Source organism: Flavobacterium zubiriense (assembly GCF_041729725.1).
Classification (GTDB): Bacteria; Bacteroidota; Bacteroidia; order Flavobacteriales; family Flavobacteriaceae; genus Flavobacterium; species Flavobacterium zubiriense.
In genome coordinates this window covers 64,355-79,718 of sequence record NZ_JBCFQL010000004.1, presented here as the reverse complement: position 1 = coordinate 79,718, position 15,364 = coordinate 64,355, and the positions used below count along the sequence as shown (strand labels likewise).

General features: G+C 31.2%; 18 protein-coding genes. 9 read left to right on the top strand and 9 right to left on the bottom strand.

The window, feature by feature from the left end; genetic code table 11:
- Positions 1-82 precede the first annotated feature (82 nt).
- Positions 83-2,419 (top strand): glycosyltransferase, encoded by a 2,337-nt coding sequence (locus AAGV28_RS04775; RefSeq protein WP_373405684.1) that lies wholly within the window; start codon positions 83-85, stop codon positions 2,417-2,419.
- Positions 2,420-2,487: 68 nt separating this feature from the next.
- Here AAGV28_RS04775 and AAGV28_RS04770 read toward each other — a convergent pair whose 3' ends face one another.
- The 5 genes from AAGV28_RS04770 to AAGV28_RS04750 form a co-directional block, all read right to left on the bottom strand.
- The gene (locus tag AAGV28_RS04770) at positions 2,488-3,945 is read right to left on the bottom strand and encodes a glycoside hydrolase family 130 protein (RefSeq protein ID WP_373405683.1); all 1,458 of its coding nucleotides are present in this window, start codon (positions 3,943-3,945) and stop codon (positions 2,488-2,490) included.
- A gap of 618 nt (positions 3,946-4,563) precedes the next feature.
- Positions 4,564-4,719: a DUF1328 family protein gene (locus AAGV28_RS04765; RefSeq protein ID WP_373405682.1), complete on the bottom strand. Its 156-nt coding sequence runs from the start codon at positions 4,717-4,719 to the stop codon at positions 4,564-4,566.
- A 229-nt stretch (positions 4,720-4,948) separates the two neighbouring features.
- A complete protein-coding gene (locus AAGV28_RS04760) occupies positions 4,949-5,398 on the bottom strand; it encodes a ferritin-like domain-containing protein (RefSeq protein ID WP_373405681.1) in 450 nt (149 codons plus the stop codon).
- Positions 5,399-5,661: 263 nt separating this feature from the next.
- Positions 5,662-6,678: a helix-turn-helix domain-containing protein gene (locus tag AAGV28_RS04755; protein WP_373405680.1), complete on the bottom strand. Its 1,017-nt coding sequence runs from the start codon at positions 6,676-6,678 to the stop codon at positions 5,662-5,664.
- A gap of 56 nt (positions 6,679-6,734) precedes the next feature.
- The gene (locus tag AAGV28_RS04750; protein ID WP_373405679.1) at positions 6,735-6,896 is read right to left on the bottom strand and encodes a hypothetical protein; all 162 of its coding nucleotides are present in this window, start codon (positions 6,894-6,896) and stop codon (positions 6,735-6,737) included.
- A 305-nt stretch (positions 6,897-7,201) separates the two neighbouring features.
- On the opposite strand from AAGV28_RS04750, the gene AAGV28_RS04745 reads away from it, so the two are divergent.
- The 5 genes from AAGV28_RS04745 to AAGV28_RS04725 all read left to right on the top strand — a co-directional run bounded on the left by AAGV28_RS04745 (position 7,202) and on the right by AAGV28_RS04725 (position 9,535).
- Positions 7,202-7,627, top strand: a complete 426-nt coding sequence (locus AAGV28_RS04745) for an OsmC family peroxiredoxin (RefSeq protein ID WP_373405678.1) — start codon at positions 7,202-7,204, stop codon at positions 7,625-7,627.
- A gap of 347 nt (positions 7,628-7,974) precedes the next feature.
- Positions 7,975-8,277 (top strand): YtxH domain-containing protein, encoded by a 303-nt coding sequence (locus tag AAGV28_RS04740; protein ID WP_373405677.1) that lies wholly within the window; start codon positions 7,975-7,977, stop codon positions 8,275-8,277.
- Positions 8,278-8,285: 8 nt separating this feature from the next.
- Entirely contained in the window at positions 8,286-8,675 is a 390-nt protein-coding gene (locus AAGV28_RS04735; protein ID WP_373405676.1) for a hypothetical protein, read from the top strand.
- The gene (locus AAGV28_RS04730) at positions 8,662-9,000 is read left to right on the top strand and encodes a hypothetical protein (protein ID WP_373405675.1); all 339 of its coding nucleotides are present in this window, start codon (positions 8,662-8,664) and stop codon (positions 8,998-9,000) included. The genes AAGV28_RS04735 and AAGV28_RS04730 overlap by 14 nt, the downstream gene beginning before the upstream one ends.
- A complete protein-coding gene (locus AAGV28_RS04725; protein WP_373405674.1) occupies positions 8,993-9,535 on the top strand; it encodes a hypothetical protein in 543 nt (180 codons plus the stop codon). Before AAGV28_RS04730 ends, AAGV28_RS04725 begins: the two co-directional genes overlap by 8 nt.
- Positions 9,536-9,872: 337 nt before the next feature.
- Here AAGV28_RS04725 and AAGV28_RS04720 read toward each other — a convergent pair whose 3' ends face one another.
- Positions 9,873-10,493 (bottom strand): CatB-related O-acetyltransferase, encoded by a 621-nt coding sequence (locus tag AAGV28_RS04720; RefSeq protein ID WP_373405673.1) that lies wholly within the window; start codon positions 10,491-10,493, stop codon positions 9,873-9,875.
- A 371-nt stretch (positions 10,494-10,864) separates the two neighbouring features.
- Here AAGV28_RS04720 and AAGV28_RS04715 point away from each other — a divergent pair, with 371 nt between their 5' ends.
- Positions 10,865-11,146 (top strand): hypothetical protein, encoded by a 282-nt coding sequence (locus AAGV28_RS04715; protein WP_373405672.1) that lies wholly within the window; start codon positions 10,865-10,867, stop codon positions 11,144-11,146.
- 329 nt (positions 11,147-11,475) lie between these two features.
- Here the strand turns inward: AAGV28_RS04715 and AAGV28_RS04710 are convergent, their stop codons facing one another.
- The 3 genes from AAGV28_RS04710 to AAGV28_RS04700 form a co-directional block, all read right to left on the bottom strand.
- The gene (locus tag AAGV28_RS04710; protein WP_373405671.1) at positions 11,476-12,000 is read right to left on the bottom strand and encodes a hypothetical protein; all 525 of its coding nucleotides are present in this window, start codon (positions 11,998-12,000) and stop codon (positions 11,476-11,478) included.
- 434 nt (positions 12,001-12,434) lie between these two features.
- Positions 12,435-12,869, bottom strand: coding sequence for a hypothetical protein (locus AAGV28_RS04705; protein ID WP_373405670.1), 435 nt, complete (start codon positions 12,867-12,869; stop codon positions 12,435-12,437).
- A gap of 101 nt (positions 12,870-12,970) precedes the next feature.
- Positions 12,971-13,525 (bottom strand): hypothetical protein, encoded by a 555-nt coding sequence (locus AAGV28_RS04700; RefSeq protein WP_373405669.1) that lies wholly within the window; start codon positions 13,523-13,525, stop codon positions 12,971-12,973.
- 510 nt (positions 13,526-14,035) lie between these two features.
- On the opposite strand from AAGV28_RS04700, the gene AAGV28_RS04695 reads away from it, so the two are divergent.
- Complete coding sequence (locus AAGV28_RS04695; protein WP_373405668.1) at positions 14,036-14,731, top strand: hypothetical protein; 696 nt, start codon at positions 14,036-14,038, stop codon at positions 14,729-14,731.
- 141 nt (positions 14,732-14,872) lie between these two features.
- Positions 14,873-15,319, top strand: a complete 447-nt coding sequence (locus tag AAGV28_RS04690) for a GNAT family N-acetyltransferase (RefSeq protein WP_373405667.1) — start codon at positions 14,873-14,875, stop codon at positions 15,317-15,319.
- The last annotated feature ends 45 nt before the right edge of the window (positions 15,320-15,364 follow it).

Sequence of the window (15,364 nt, the reverse complement as noted above, 5' to 3'; positions counted from 1 at the left end):
GTTAATGTTTTATAAGGAATAAATTAGCTAGGACATTATTGAATTGTTTAATGATGTAAAGTGAAATTTAATTAGAGTTCTTATGAAATACAGTCAAAACATACAAAGCAAAGTCACTAATACACTTCTTAAAAAAGAAAAAAATATTTTTAAGAGAACAATTAGTATTGAAAATAAAAATAGCAAAGCCCAACCCTTAGCAAAAATACTATTAGTAGCCACTTATCCACCCAGAGAATGTGGAATTGCCACTTACACATTTGATTTAAAAAGTGCATTAGACCATAAGTTTGAAAATTCTTTTGATATCAAAATATGTGCATTACAATCTAAAACTGATGAATACAATTATAAAACAGAAGATGTAAGTTTAGTTTTAAATACGGATAGTTCAGCATCGTATGAGTCCATTGCTGATACAATAAACTCAGATAAAGATTTAGAACTGGTCATGATTCAACATGAGTTTGGGTTGTTTAAAAACAGTGAAGAATCCTTTTTAAAGTTTTTAAAAGCACTCACAAAGCCAATAATTATTGCATTTCATACCGTGCTTCCTAAACCAAATGGAGCTTTAGAGAAAACAGTAAAAGAATTAGCAGCTCTGGCCAAAAAAGTTACGGTTATGACAAAATCTTCGGCTGAGTTACTAAAAAATACTTACGGTATAGATCCAGATAAAATAAAAATTATATCGCATGGAACGCATTTGGTTAAACATCTGGACAAATCTATTCTTAAACAAAAACACCATGTTTTAGGTAGAAAAGTTATTTCCACATTTGGTTTTTTAGGACCAGGAAAAAGTATTGAAACTACTTTAAATGCTTTGCCAGAAATTATTAAAGAACATCCTGATATTTTGTTTTTAATAGTAGGCAAAACCCATCCCACGCTATTCCATCAAGAGGGGAATTCGTATATGGATTATTTAAAAAAAATAGTTGAGGATTTGGAGATAACCGATTATGTCAAATTTGTAAATAAATTTGTGCCACTTCCTGAATTGTTAGAGTATTTACAACTATCAGATTGTTATGTATTTACGTCAAAGGATCCCAATCAAGCTGTAAGTGGCACGTTTTCCTATGCAGTAAGTTGCGGTTGTCCTATTGTTTCAACGCCTATTCCACATGCTACAGAAGTTTTACAACACGGTCAGGGATTGTTATTTGACTTTGGCAACTCTAAACAATTAGCCAAAATAATGAATGAATTGTTAAAGGATGAAGATTTGCTAAAGAGTATGAAAATGAAAGCATTGCATACATCTTCGTCCACTTCATGGGATAATGCGGCGATTTCTCATGGGCATCTTTTTTCAGAACAAATAATACAAACATTAAAGCTAAAATATAAAAAACCAAAGTTAAATCTGGATCACTTGAAAGCCATGACTACTGATGTGGGTATTATTCAGTTTTCAAAAATTGACACTCCCGATTTAGAATCTGGTTACACCTTAGATGATAATGCTAGAGCTCTTGTAACGGTTTGCGAAAATTATAAGCTGAGAAAAAATCCAGAAGATTTAAAATTAGCAATAATCTATATTAACTTTATCCTGAAATGTCAGCGCGATAATGGTTTGTTTTTAAACTATGTGGATAAACATAAAAAATTCACCAACCAGAATATCGAAGTAAATCTAGAAGATTCTAATGGAAGAGGCATTTGGGCATTAGGAATTGCTTATTCTTCATTAGAGGAAGCCATAGATATTGATACTACATTGTTTCAAAATATAAAATGGTGTGTTAATTATTTTAGTAAAGAATTGTATCAATTTAATTCTCCTCGTGCTTTGGCTTTTGCCATAAAGGGATTGTATTACTTCAATACAATTGAAAATGATACTAAGACAACTGCAATTATAAATGAGGCAGCAAAAAAACTTAGAAATCTCTATAATTCTCATTCTGAAAACGATTGGAAATGGTTTGAACCTTATCTTACGTATGGAAATAGTGCTTTATCAGAATCCCTTTTATATGCGTGGAAATCTACTAACGAACCAGAATTTAAACTTATAGCTAAAGAATCTTTTGATTTTTTACTGTCTAAAATCTTTACAGAAGACACTATAAGAGTTATTTCTAATAAAAATTGGCTGATGAAAGGTGTTGATGAAAAATCAGCAGAAGTAGGTGGCGAGCAACCCATAGACGTTGCCTACACCATTTTAGCTTTAAAACAATTTAATGCAGCGTATCCAAATGAAGGATATGATGAAAAAATGGAAGTTGCTTTTAATTGGTTTCTGGGCAATAATCATTTAAAACAAATTATATATAATCCTTGTACAGGTGGCTGTCACGATGGCCTGGAAGCTTACAATGTAAATTTAAACCAGGGTTCAGAATCCACAGTAAGTTACTTGTTAGCCAGATTAGCTTTTGAAGAAGAGGAAATCATCTAAAGAAGAATATTTGCACATAAAAAAGCTTACAAGATTTAATTTTGTAAGCTTTTTTGTTATGCTATATTTTACTTTTTTAGTTCGGCTAATAATTCATCCATATTAACCGTAACATAAGAGGAAGCATAATCTGAAACAGCGTAAGGCAAGATCAAATGATTATTGTGAATAATACTGCCGCAGGAATAGACAACATTAGGAACATAGCCATTTCTTTCTTCTTCTAACGGAGATAGTAACGGATCTTTTAGTCTTCCAATTTCTATTGTAGGGTCTTCTAAATCCAATAGGGAAACACCAATACAATAGCGTCTCATAGGACCTACACCATGAGTAATAATCAGCCAACCGTGATCTGTGTAAATAGGGGAGCCACAATTTCCCATTTGGGTAAATTCCCAAGGAAATTTAGGTTCTTGGATTTTTATGGGATCGTTCCATAATGTAATCCTATTCGAATAAAACAAGTAATTGTTAACGCCGTCTATTCTGGCTAACATGGCATATTTTCCTTTTATTTTTCGAGGAAAAAGAGCGAAATTTTTATTCTGAGCTCCATATCCGTGCATAGGCATGATTCGGAAATTTATAAAATCACTGGTAGAAAGTAATTTTGGAAGTATTGTAAATCCATCATAAGCCGTATAAGTAGCATAAATTTTTTCCGTACCATCATCTTCGGTAAAACGTACAAATCGTGCATCTTCAATTCCACGACTCTCAGAGGAAGAAATGGGTAAAATAGCACGTCCGGATATTTTAGAATCTTTGTTAAATTCAATATCATAATACGAATTGACTAACCAGGTCATTTCTTTAAGCGCTTTTCTTTTTGGCTCAGCAATGTCAAGTGCCAGTATATTTCTAACCGCTTCTTTTAAAGTGTAATATTCAAAACGATTGGGTAAGGTATCCATAATAGGAGTCGAATATTTTTTAGGAATATTCATCTCTTGCATCTTATCCATAAATCGTTTTTTGTTGTATGATTTTTTCTTAATAATGGTTGGTAGATCAATATGTTTGTGTGCTTCCACCATTTTAAGATTATTGGATGCGTCTAAAATCCCTTTTCTAAATACAATGGAAGACAAATGGCCTTCACCTGTAGCTCTAAAGGATAAGATGACTCTTTTTTCTCCTTCCGCTAAGAAAGACTGATCAAAATCCTCCATTATGGAAGGATTAAATAAGGCGGCGGCCTCTAGCGAATATTCTAAAGTAGAATAAGAACCTATTAAAAGTCGTCTTTCCATAGAAAGTTTCTCATACTCTATTCCTATAGTGTCGATAAGATTCTTATAATTGTTGGCGTGTTTTAAGAAAATTTCTGAAAGATTTCTATGTCTGTTTTTGAATTCATTAAAGGTGTTTTCTAGTTCCTGTTTGACCATTTCTTCGCTTAAACTCATTATCCGGTGGACTAAATTAATAGTTCGGGCATCTCCATTATTGAAAAAACGGGCAACCACTCTACTAGAGTCAGGTTTAAAATAAAGTGTTTTACGAATTACTTGAACTGCCATAGTATTATTTTATTTTTTAAATTGATTTATATTTTGGTGCAAAATCAAAACAATATGAATTGACTTGGTTATTAAAAAAAAATATATCCCTTAGAAATGGTAATAAAAAAAGGAAATTTATATTTTAAGAAGAGAAGTGGTAGTAGTGCCTTTTATATGAACAGCTATAAATTAATAAAGGTGAAATTATCATAATTCCACCTTCATTAATCGTTTATTTATACTTGCATTAGTATAATAAAATTGATTTTTTTTCAATAAGCTTATAAGAATTAACCCGTTGGGTGAAATTATCAAAAACGTCAGTTCGACTGTTTTTTGCGTAATGAAACCTAACGAAGTGGTTCAGCGAAGCTAAATGAAGCGAAAATGTATCGAGAACCGTTTTCTATTCAATATTTTCTTGTTCTCGATACAAATTTTCCGAAAAAGCTGTCGCGTTTTCTGAAAATTCACTCGAACTGACGAAAATTTAATATCCAAAAACAATTTCACCCAACGAGTTAAGAATTAGCTGTTTTCTAGGTAGTGTTCCATACAATTTAAATGTTCTTTTATCATTTTTTAACTCGAAAAAAGGAGTCTTAATAATCAAATAAATTGCAGTAAAATTTTATTCTATCTTCTTCCTCTAATAAAAGAAATAATGAATAATATAATAAAGATGAAGAATAAAACTTTAGCAATACTTGCTGCTCCTGCAGCTATACCACCAAATCCTAACACACCGGCTATAATAGCTAAAATGATAAATGTAATTGTCCAACGTAGCATAATTTTTTATTTTTTTAGGTTGATAATTTTAATACAAAAATGAGGTTCAATTTAGAATTCCCTTTTTGTTGTTACTCAAATTTATACCATATTCCATTGGTTTTTTAACTCAAATAACACAATTTGTAACGCAATATATTATTTAGCGCCATTTTTTGGGATAAGAAAAAGCAAACCTAAGGGAACGAAATAAATTATTTTTCCCTCTTAGGTAGCTAGTTTTAATTGATTATTTCAAATCCTCTATTTTTTTTATTACTCTAAGATCGTTTTCTATAGCTTCTTTTTGTTTTAGCAACAGAGCACGTGTTCTTAGAGGCAATGACGATTGATTGAGAATTTCATTATAGTCTTCTAAAGCGGCTTTTTCGCCAGTAATGGCTGCTTCCAGCATTGATTGCTCATTATCAACAGAAAAAAGCGCTTTTATATCCATCCAAGTTCTATGTGCTGCACCAGTAATGCTTCCGTTAATATCATCCTGAAGACCGAACATTTGAAACTCAATATTTAATTCATTTCCAAAATCATATCTTTCTTTGGATTTTTTTTCAAAATATTTCTTCAAGAAAATGTGATCGGTATGTTCTGAGGCTTTTTGAAAACCTTTTTCACCATCGTGAATTTTTTCTAATAGATTATTTAATTTAATGCTCAGGGGCTTAGTGTACTTTTCCATAATTATAAATTGTTACGATTAAAATTGTATGTTTTTCAATGTGTTTTATCCAAGATCGTTTTGATAGAAAGATTTTTTTTTACTAAATTCCAAAATTATAGTAGATTCAATTGACGCATATCAATTTTTTTTGAGCACAAATGCCTGTTTGTGTAAATTTAACATGCCGCTACTTCACAAATATGAAGTTTAAAAAAGCAAACGAAAAACACTAATACTATAAAAGCCAGTTCAAACAAACTGGCTCTAATTTTATTAATAACTTAACCTATGATGACCACTTTATTTTGATGGTTTTGATAATGCTTAGGACTGCAATTGTATTTTTCTTTGAAAATTTTAGAAAAGTAACTTCTGCTGGTAAGACCAACGGTATATACAATTTCAGAAATATTAAGTTCAGAGGTTCTAATCAAATTTTCGGCAACTTCGACTCTAATATTTCTAATAAAATCAGTAACAGTTCTGTTGTGCATAATTTTAAAACCTTCTTGCAATTTAAATGACGATACACCAAATTTTTTGCATAAATATTTTAAACTGTATTGAATTTCGGGATTCATCATGATATATTCAGAAATTCTTTTAACAATTTTCATATCCGATTGTGAAAGGGAGTTAAAACTATTTCCTGCTTTAGTTAAATCGTATTTGTGTTGTTCGATTTCTAAAGCTAAAATTAAATACACATTACTATTAATCAATAGATTTCTAACTATTCCTTTTTGTTTGATAGCGTTAAGAATATCTATTTTTTCAGCAATTTTTAAGTTCAACGATCCAATGTAGGATAGCTGATTGTTTTCTTTATTTTTTTTAAAGGTATTTTTTAGCTGATCTTTTAATTCTTTATCATAGACTGATAAAGTATCAACACTTATCATGGAAACTTTTATTTGCTGGTTTTTACTAAAACTAAAATAAGTACTTTTTTTAGAACCATTAGAAAAAATTCCTGTTTGAAATTGATTTAATTTGTTCTTTTTACCATCTTCACCAAAACTTTGTATAAGGCAACCATTAGAACAGTATCCAAAATGAATTGAATTTGAATTGTCATGTTTATAGACAAAAGAAGCATCTTCTTTGAATTCAATTTCATATTCAATATAGCATATTGCCTGCTCAATAGTAATCCCAGAGATAAATCCTTTTCCTATCTCATTGTCTATTTCTAATCGGTATTCCTTTGATTTTATTTCTAGTTTGCCACCTAATTGTGCTTGTATTTGTTCAAAAATACTGTAGAGATAATTGGACGTTATTGAAATAGTTTTCATGCTGTCATTTTTAAAGTTAATCGCTAATTGTTTTTGTTATATCATTAAACAATTATTTATCCTTTATTTTTCAACGTTTTTTTTAGGTTGAATGGAAAGAGTTTTAAATCTTTTATTTCATTTTGAGAAGAGATTATATATTTTTTTACAAACTCTTCAAGGCTTAAAGTCTGCTTTATGACAGCGTTTTGTTTTGTATTTATATTTGAATTTTTCATAGTTATTGTTTATTAAATAATGATATGGGATTGTTGCAAAATTGCAATAACAATGCTAAGGCTTTGTTATAGAATTTTTCTGTTGTGTTACATAATTACACTTTCTCAATTGATACAGCAATAAAAACAAATCAAATTTATTTGTAAGTTATTGATTTTTAGTGAATAAAGTTTTGTTTATTCTCTTTTTTGCTATGTAGCAACTATAGTTGTAATTTAAAACAGCTTTTGGATTAGGTTAAAATAGATTTTATTTGAGTTAACCCCATAGGCTTTTTAAGGTCAATTTTACAAAAACATAAACAATGAAAAAATACACAACTGCCATTTGGAGTGGCAACGTAAAGGACGGAAACGGATATTTAATATCAGAGAGTAAGGCATTAGACAATACGCAGTATTCATACAACAGTAGGTTTGACAAAGGAACAGGAACAAATCCTGAGGAACTTATGGCTGCAGCACACGCTGGATGTTTTACAATGCAATTAAGTGCCGATTTGACTAAAGCTGGATTTACACCCGAAGTATTAGAAACAAAATGTTCGATTATTATGGAGGAAGGTCGTATTACAGCATCAGAACTTGTTGTTAAAGCAAAAGTTGCTCGTATAAAAGAGGAGCAATTTCAAGAGATTGCTATTGCTGCAAAAGAAAATTGTCCAGTAAGTAAAGCTTATGATAGTTTAGAGATTAGTTTGAGTGCTAATTTAGAAAACAGTGCTGTTTAGCACTACAGTTGTTCTAACTTTTTATCAAAGTGTGGTAATTCTATAAGTTTTCTAAAATATATTATAATGAAGTAGTTCCGAATGTAATGCATCTTTGTAAAGTAGAAATGATAAAGATTATTATGGAAAACAAGATCGAAATATTCGTTGTTCAACTATACATGATGGCTTTTATGGCATCACAGCGTTTTAGTCCAGTTTACAATTTGTTCTTCTCTTAAAAATAATTTAAAGAAGGCACTATTATAAAAGGGCTTATAAAAGAATACATTTAGATTAGAAAATTTAAGATTACTAAACGAGTAATCATTTTAAAACAATTAATAAAACTAAAAAAAAGAAGAAAGATGAAAACAGCTAAAACAATTATTGGGGTATTAGGAGGAGTTGCAGTAGGTGCTGCATTAGGAATATTATTTGCTCCAGATAAAGGCACAAATACTAGAAAAAAAATTGCTGAAAAAGGAAATGACACTAAGAATTCACTTAAAAATTGTGTGAGTGATTTATTAGAGAATTTTTCTGAAAAATGTGATGCCATGTTAAACAAGGCCGAAGGTTTAGTAAATGAAGGTGTAAGCAAAACAGAAGAATTTGTTGCTGAAAGCAAAGAAGACCTGAATAGTGCTAAAAATCAAATCTATAAATAAAAGTAAAAATGGACACAATTACAACAAACATAGAACTACTGTACAAAAAAGCTAAAGAGTACGCAGACATTAATATAGAATTAATTAAACTTAATTCAATTGATAAAATTGCCGATGTACTGTCCTCACTTATTTCTAGGGTAGTACTATTTATGTTTGTTGTAATGTTTGTTTTGTTAATAAACATTGCGTTGAGCTTATATTTAGGAGAGCTTTTGGGTAAAGACTATTTAGGATATTTAGTAGTATCAGTTATTTATTTGTTTTTAATTATTCTTATCAATTACAACAAAGATAAATTAATAAAAACTCCAATAACAAACATGGTAATTGCTAAATTATTAAAATCAAAATCAATGTCAAACCGTTCAAAAACAACTCAAGATGGCATCCTATAAAGATCAAAATACAGCCCTAGACGAAACAATTGCACGTTTAGAAATCGAAAGAGAATTAAAATTTGAAGAATTGAAATATCAAATGAATACTACTTTCCAAAGCATGAAACCTATTAATATTTTAAACGGAACTTTAGAAGATTTAAAACAATTTCCTGAAGTAAAATCGAATATCTTGCAGCTTGCAGTAAGCGTTGTGGGAGGTTATTTGTCTAAGAAAATATTGGTTGGAAATCCACATTCTACTTTTAAAAAAATATTAGGTTATCTTTTACAATACGGCATAACCAATTTTATTTCAAAAAAAGTAAATTCTAATGAATAAATATATGATAAAAAATACTAAAATTTTTGCCTTATTATGTGTTTTAATATTTTCTAGTAGTGCGATAGCTCAACTAAAATCAGAAAATTACGAACGAAATTTTAAATTTGGTGTAGGAATTAATACTGGTTTACCACTTAATGAACCTTATAGTTTAAATATGGGCGGAGATGTTAGAATACAATACAATGTTTCCGAAACCTATTCCGTATGTTTAACAACAGGATACAATAGTTTATTTGTAAAAAACAACGCTCCAAATTTTGGTTATATTCCTGTAAAAGTGGGTTATAAAACATTTCTTTTTAGTAATTCCTTTTATGCAATGAGCGAAATTGGAGGTGCCTTTTCTACTAGTAAAGCCTATAAAAATAATTCTATGTTATTTTCTCCAAGTGTGGGATATGCTACTAAATATATTGATATCAGTGTGAGATATGAATTTTTAAAAGATTTTCCTATGATTAAAGACCATGTAGCAGATACTGGTTTGGCACAAATAATGCTTCGTTTGGCTTATGGATTTGATTTGTAAAAATCATATCACCTTTAATCACTTATTTCGATATAATTAATTTTGATTTCTAAAAACTCGTTGGGTGAAATTGTTTTTGGATATTAAATTTTCGTCAGTTCGAGTGAATTTTCAGAAAACGCGACAGCTTTTTCGGAAAATTTGTATCGAGAACAAGAAAATATTGAATAGAAAACGGCTCTCGATACATTTTTTGCTTCATTTCATTACGTAAAAAACACTACCATTGACGTTTTTGATAATTTCACCCAACGGGTTTCTAAAAGTAATTTTAGACAAAGTAATTAAAGCAATAAAATCCCATCAGTTGTTGATTACAGCTAATGGGATTTTTTTATCATAATAATTTTTCAAAATCATTATCAGTTAAATGCTTTAAATTCTTTGTAATTTTTTCTATTTCCCAATTCCACCACTTAATTTCTAATAGCTTTTGGATCGTTTCTTCAGAGAATCTTTTTTTGATTTCCAATGCTGGATTGCCACCTACAATTGTATAAGGCGCTACATCCTTAACTACAGTAGCATTTGTTGCAATAATTGCTCCATCGCCTATGGTTACTCCTGCCATAATGGTAGCGTTGTAACCAATCCAAACATCGTTTCCTATGTTAATATCGCCTTTTTTAGGGTAGTTTTTTCCGTCCATGGCATTTTCCCAACCATTTCCAAAAATTGCAAAAGGATAAGTCGTTAAAGCATCGGTTAAATGATAGGCTCCATTCATTATAAATTTAACGTCAGAAGCAATCATGCAAAATTTTCCAATGATTAATTTATCGCCAATAAAGTCAAAATGGTATTTTACATTTTTCTCAAAGTTTTCTATGTTTTCAAAATCATCATAATAAGTGTAATCTCCAACAATTATATTTGGATTTTTAATGATGTTTTTTAAAAAACACAGTCGTTTGTGTTGCTCTAGTGGGAAGATAGTATTTTTATCAGGTCCTGTCATATTTTTAGTGTTGATTCAAATTAAGTTGTATTCTCTTTTTAATGCTTAAATAAATTGATTATCAGAATGTTTTGGTGTAAAGCAGCAACCAAATGGGCTAATGTTTTATTAATTTTTTGCTCTTAAAATGTTTAAAATAACATTGTAAAATTTTGATTTGCTTTCAAATGTAACTCTTGTAATTTAAACTTAAAAGCTGTTCAATACCATTAAATAGTAGGCTAAGCTTAGAAAATTAATAAAAAATTGGCATAAAAAAAAAAGATAATTTTTAATTTTATGTAGAAGGTTATTGTACAGTAAAACAAAAAAATAAAACATTTTGTTTTACTACAATATTTCAGGTTAAGTATTAATTAAATTTTACGATTATGACAGAAGAATTCACAACCATTGAGAAAGAGAACATTTCTTCTCTTATGTTCCCATCCACTGATGTTCTGGACGATGATAACGAAATAAAAACAAGAACAAGCGAAATCAATCGGGCATTATCATTGGGGAATTTAGAACATTCAAAAATTAAAATTTTCTTTGAAGACAATCAATCTAAGAAGATAGTAAATACTACGGTTTGGGCGGTTACTGATAAAAACGTTATTTTAAAACAAGGAGTAATGATCCCAATTCAAAGAATATATAAGTTATTTTAGTGTCTTGCTATCAACAATTATTGTTTGTATTTAGGATAAAAAACGGCGTAAGTCTCTATAGATTTACGCCGTTTTTTATTGATTTTTTTATCTTTTTTTTGTACCGCGTTGCAAACGCTACGATTTGTTTTTATTTAGTAGGTACTCGTGCAATCGAGCAACGGTTGGTGTTCAAATTTACTATTCTAACAAACTTGTCATTCCGAAGCATGAGGAATCTCTGCCAGTAACTCGACAAAGTAATATGTTATGTATTGATTATTGTCTAAGTGTTGCGGGGAAGGAAAATAGTTCCGCGCTATCGGGTATGCTATCTTTTGTTGTCACAATTAATATCTAATTCCTAGAGTCAGTGGTAGTAAGAATGACTGTTGAGTTATCATGATTCCTGACTTTATGTATAGTCCAAAATTTTCCTTGATTTTATAATTTATTCCAAGTCCAAATTCCGTATGTATCGTTCCCGACCCACCTTCATATTGATTCCAAATATGGTTATAGCCAAGTCGTAAATTTAACACAGGTGTTACTCTCTTTTTAAATGGTAAATATTCTAAATCTCCAAAAATTGCAACTCCGTCAATACCGTCAAAATTGAAGTAGCCCAAGCCAATTCCTGTAAATATCTTTCTATCTTTAAATGTCACTCCGTTAATAGATGTGACGTTAAAACCGTTTTGCCTATTGTCAATGTTGTAGCCTTTCCAATTTGGGCCTGGGTCAACCGTAAAAGTTCTGGATAAATAATTGATATACCCTGTTTCAATTCTTCCTGAATAAGAAGTTTGTGCTTTTGTTGTCATAGTTAAACAAAGCAGTAAAACGAGGGTTGTCAATAAGGTTTTTATTTTCATCAGTTATTGTCTTTTATTATGCTCTATAACGGTTTGTAAATTAGCGAATAAGCTGAAACTCCGCTAGTAACTCGACAAAGTAGTTTGTCATGTTTTGTATTGATTATTGGTTCAGTGTTGCGGGGACGGAAGAGCTTTTTGCTAACGGTAAGGCATACAACTTTCTTATCTAGCTGGAAAAGTATTGTTGAGATTGCTTCGCCAGTTCACTATCGCTCGTGTCCTCCTTCGTCGGAAAGACAAACGGTTCGGGTTTGGTTTTTGGAAAAAAGTTTTAAAGCACAGTACCCACAAACTTGTCATTCCGAAGCATGAGGAATCTCCGCCAGTAACTCGACAAAGTATATTGTTTTGTATTGATTATTGGCTCAGTGTTGTGGGTACGGAATAGCTTTTTGCGCTAACGTTAAGGTATATCCGAGCAATAGTTTTTTTTATTCCATATAAATGTATCCACATTTATTGCAATGCCAAGATTTAGTCCATTCCATATATTTTTTGGGAAAAGTTATAGAATTATATTTATAAGTTACTTTGATAATTTTAATTGCAAAACCTACTAAAAGTATTGCGATTAATCCAAAAATAGAACCTTTAGTATCTAATTCGTTTATGTTTACAAGAAATATTAAGCCTATGGTTATTATAAAAAAGGCTAATAAATATGAGTTTTTTTTTGGAGGAGAAACTTTTTCAGCTAAAAGCGATTGAGATTTACCTGAAGTATTAGTTGAAACACTTCCAACCACAACACCTGTGCCTATTCCTACACCAACAGTTTTGCTATTTGTAGAAATATTATTTGTTCCCTTTTCATAAATTAAACTTATTTTTTGTGTGTTTTCTGAATTACAATTTTTACATATCATATTTCTAGATTTCTTTTTATAGTTGTTGCAGTTGTAAAAGCAATTTTGGTTAACGTCTATATGTATTACTGGTATAGAACTTCATCAGTTGTTTGTTTTTTTTATCCGTTTTCATTTATGTCTTTTTGCCAAATTGCTATATCTATTTGTTGAGTTGAGAAATTAAATTTCTTTGAAAGATATTTAATCCGTTTTAAGTATTCGTTGTATTCTTTTGTTGTGTAAGAAGTTTTCTTTGTAGATACTTTAAATATTTGTCGCCAATTTCTAAAATCAATTACAGAATAATTTTCAGGATAACACAAGGTCAGAATTGATGAAGCAACTGGTATTTCAACACCATAAAGTAACGTTAGAGATTTTAATTTTAGTACTGTTTCGATATCTTTATTTTTCTGTGTTAACAAAAAGGTTGTCTTGGTTATTAGTTCAATATTATTTTCGGTATTATTCTGTCTTATTTTAGTTTGTCTGCTATATTGTTTTCTTAATTTCCATTCTAAGATTTGTTCAAGTTCATTTGCTTTTAGATAAAATGGTGTCCTTGTTTTTTTTAGATTTTCAAACTGTAAGATTAATTTTTCAGTCATTTTATTGTCATCTGCTTGCGATATTAAAATTTCAATTTGACTTCTGTTATTAAATAAGTTTTCCATAATTATTTGTTTGTAAATAGATGAATTCTTGACTTGATCACTATATAGAAAGCAATACAACAATTAACTTAACAAAGTTTTATCACGCTTTCAAATATAAAAAATAATACTTACAAAGTGAGATTTTAATTTTTTTTACATTTTAGAGTTGTTTTTGCGCTAAGTTCAGTAAAACAAGCCCTCCGAAGCCAAAATAATGCCCTCCCGAGAGCTTCCGTGTCTCGCCCAAGGTCTTCCGTCAGCCTCCCACGAGCTTCCGTGTCCCGCCCAAGATCTTCCGTCAGCCTCCCACAAGCTTCCGTGTCCCGCTGATGGTCTTCCGTCCCATTCCCGTAAGCTGCCGTCCCCTTCATACGATAATTTGATTGGGTTTTGCAGTCATCGGAAGGCTTGTTTATTGCTTCTGAATGCATTATAGTATTTTTAAGTAGTATTTTTTTTATTTGTAAATGTAAACGCTAACATTATTTGAATATATTTGTAAGTATTAACCTTTAAACCAAAATTATTATGAAAAAACAACCAGTAACCAGGCTGTACAAATTTTCGGATGCTACTTTAGTAACCACTGCCAAAGAAAAAATTGCTTTTATGCGCAGAGATGTCACGGCTTTTACCCCTTTTGGTATTACGGCAGCCTTGGTGACGAGCCTAGAAACGGCTACCAACGCCTTTTCGAACACCATTACCGATATTGAGGCGGTAAGCAATCAAACTCAGGTTACGGCAAACAAGGATGCTAAGGCCGACCAACTGCGTGTAGCCATAAGAGCAGTTATGGCACGTGTAGAATTGCAGTTTGGCAGCAGTAGTGCTAAGTTTAAGAAGTTTGGTACAGAGGCACTATCGCAACAATCAGATGCTGATTTGCTCATTACCGGAAAAAGAGTGGTGCGGGTTGGGACCGAATTTTTGACGGCACTAGCTACCAACGGTTTGACTGCTGCCATGCTGACCGCTATTACTACTTTGTGCAACGAATTTGAAGCCTTAATTATTGACCATAAAGTAAAAATAGGCGAGCGCGATATTATGCAAGAAGACCGTGTAGAGGCTGGGAATGCAGTTTATAAAACCCTGGTGCAATATACCACGATAGGTCTTAGCATCTGGGAAACCAGCGACATTGCCAAGTACAACGACTATGTGATTTATAATACGCCAACTGGTGAAACACCTACCGTAGTTCCAGAACCTGCTGTTTAAAACAGCAGCGTATTGGTTTTCTATCAAAATCCTTTTTGTAATGTTGACTACACTACAAAAAGGATTTTTGATGTTGTAAGTACTGAGCAAAAAATACTATTTTTGACGTGCTTACTTATAAAGCACAAAAACACCTAGGGTATGGAAATAGTTTGGCAAATAAAAGCTTTTGAAGCATTGACGGTAATAGAACTCTATGCTATTTTGCGCTTGCGGTCGGAGGTATTTGTTGTAGAACAAAACTGTGTTTACCCCGATTTGGATGGTAAAGATGCCCAAGCCTTACATCTTTTTGGGACGTACAAGAATGAAATAGTGGCCTACAGCCGACTCTTTGAACCCGGAATTTATTTCGAAAATGCCTCCATTGGTAGGGTAGTAGTAGCCGAGCCTTATCGGAAAAACCAATGGGGTAGGGACTTGATGTTGCAATCTATTGCAGCCATCCAAAATCATTTTGGCGAAAGCCAAATTACCATCAGTGCCCAATTGTACCTTAAAAAATTCTACGAATCACTGGGGTTTGTAGCCTTTGGCAAAATGTATCTTGAAGATGATATTCCACACATTAAGATGATAAAGGATTAGTGATTCTTTCTGGTTTAAAAAAAGTTACCGCAAATTCGTAAATTG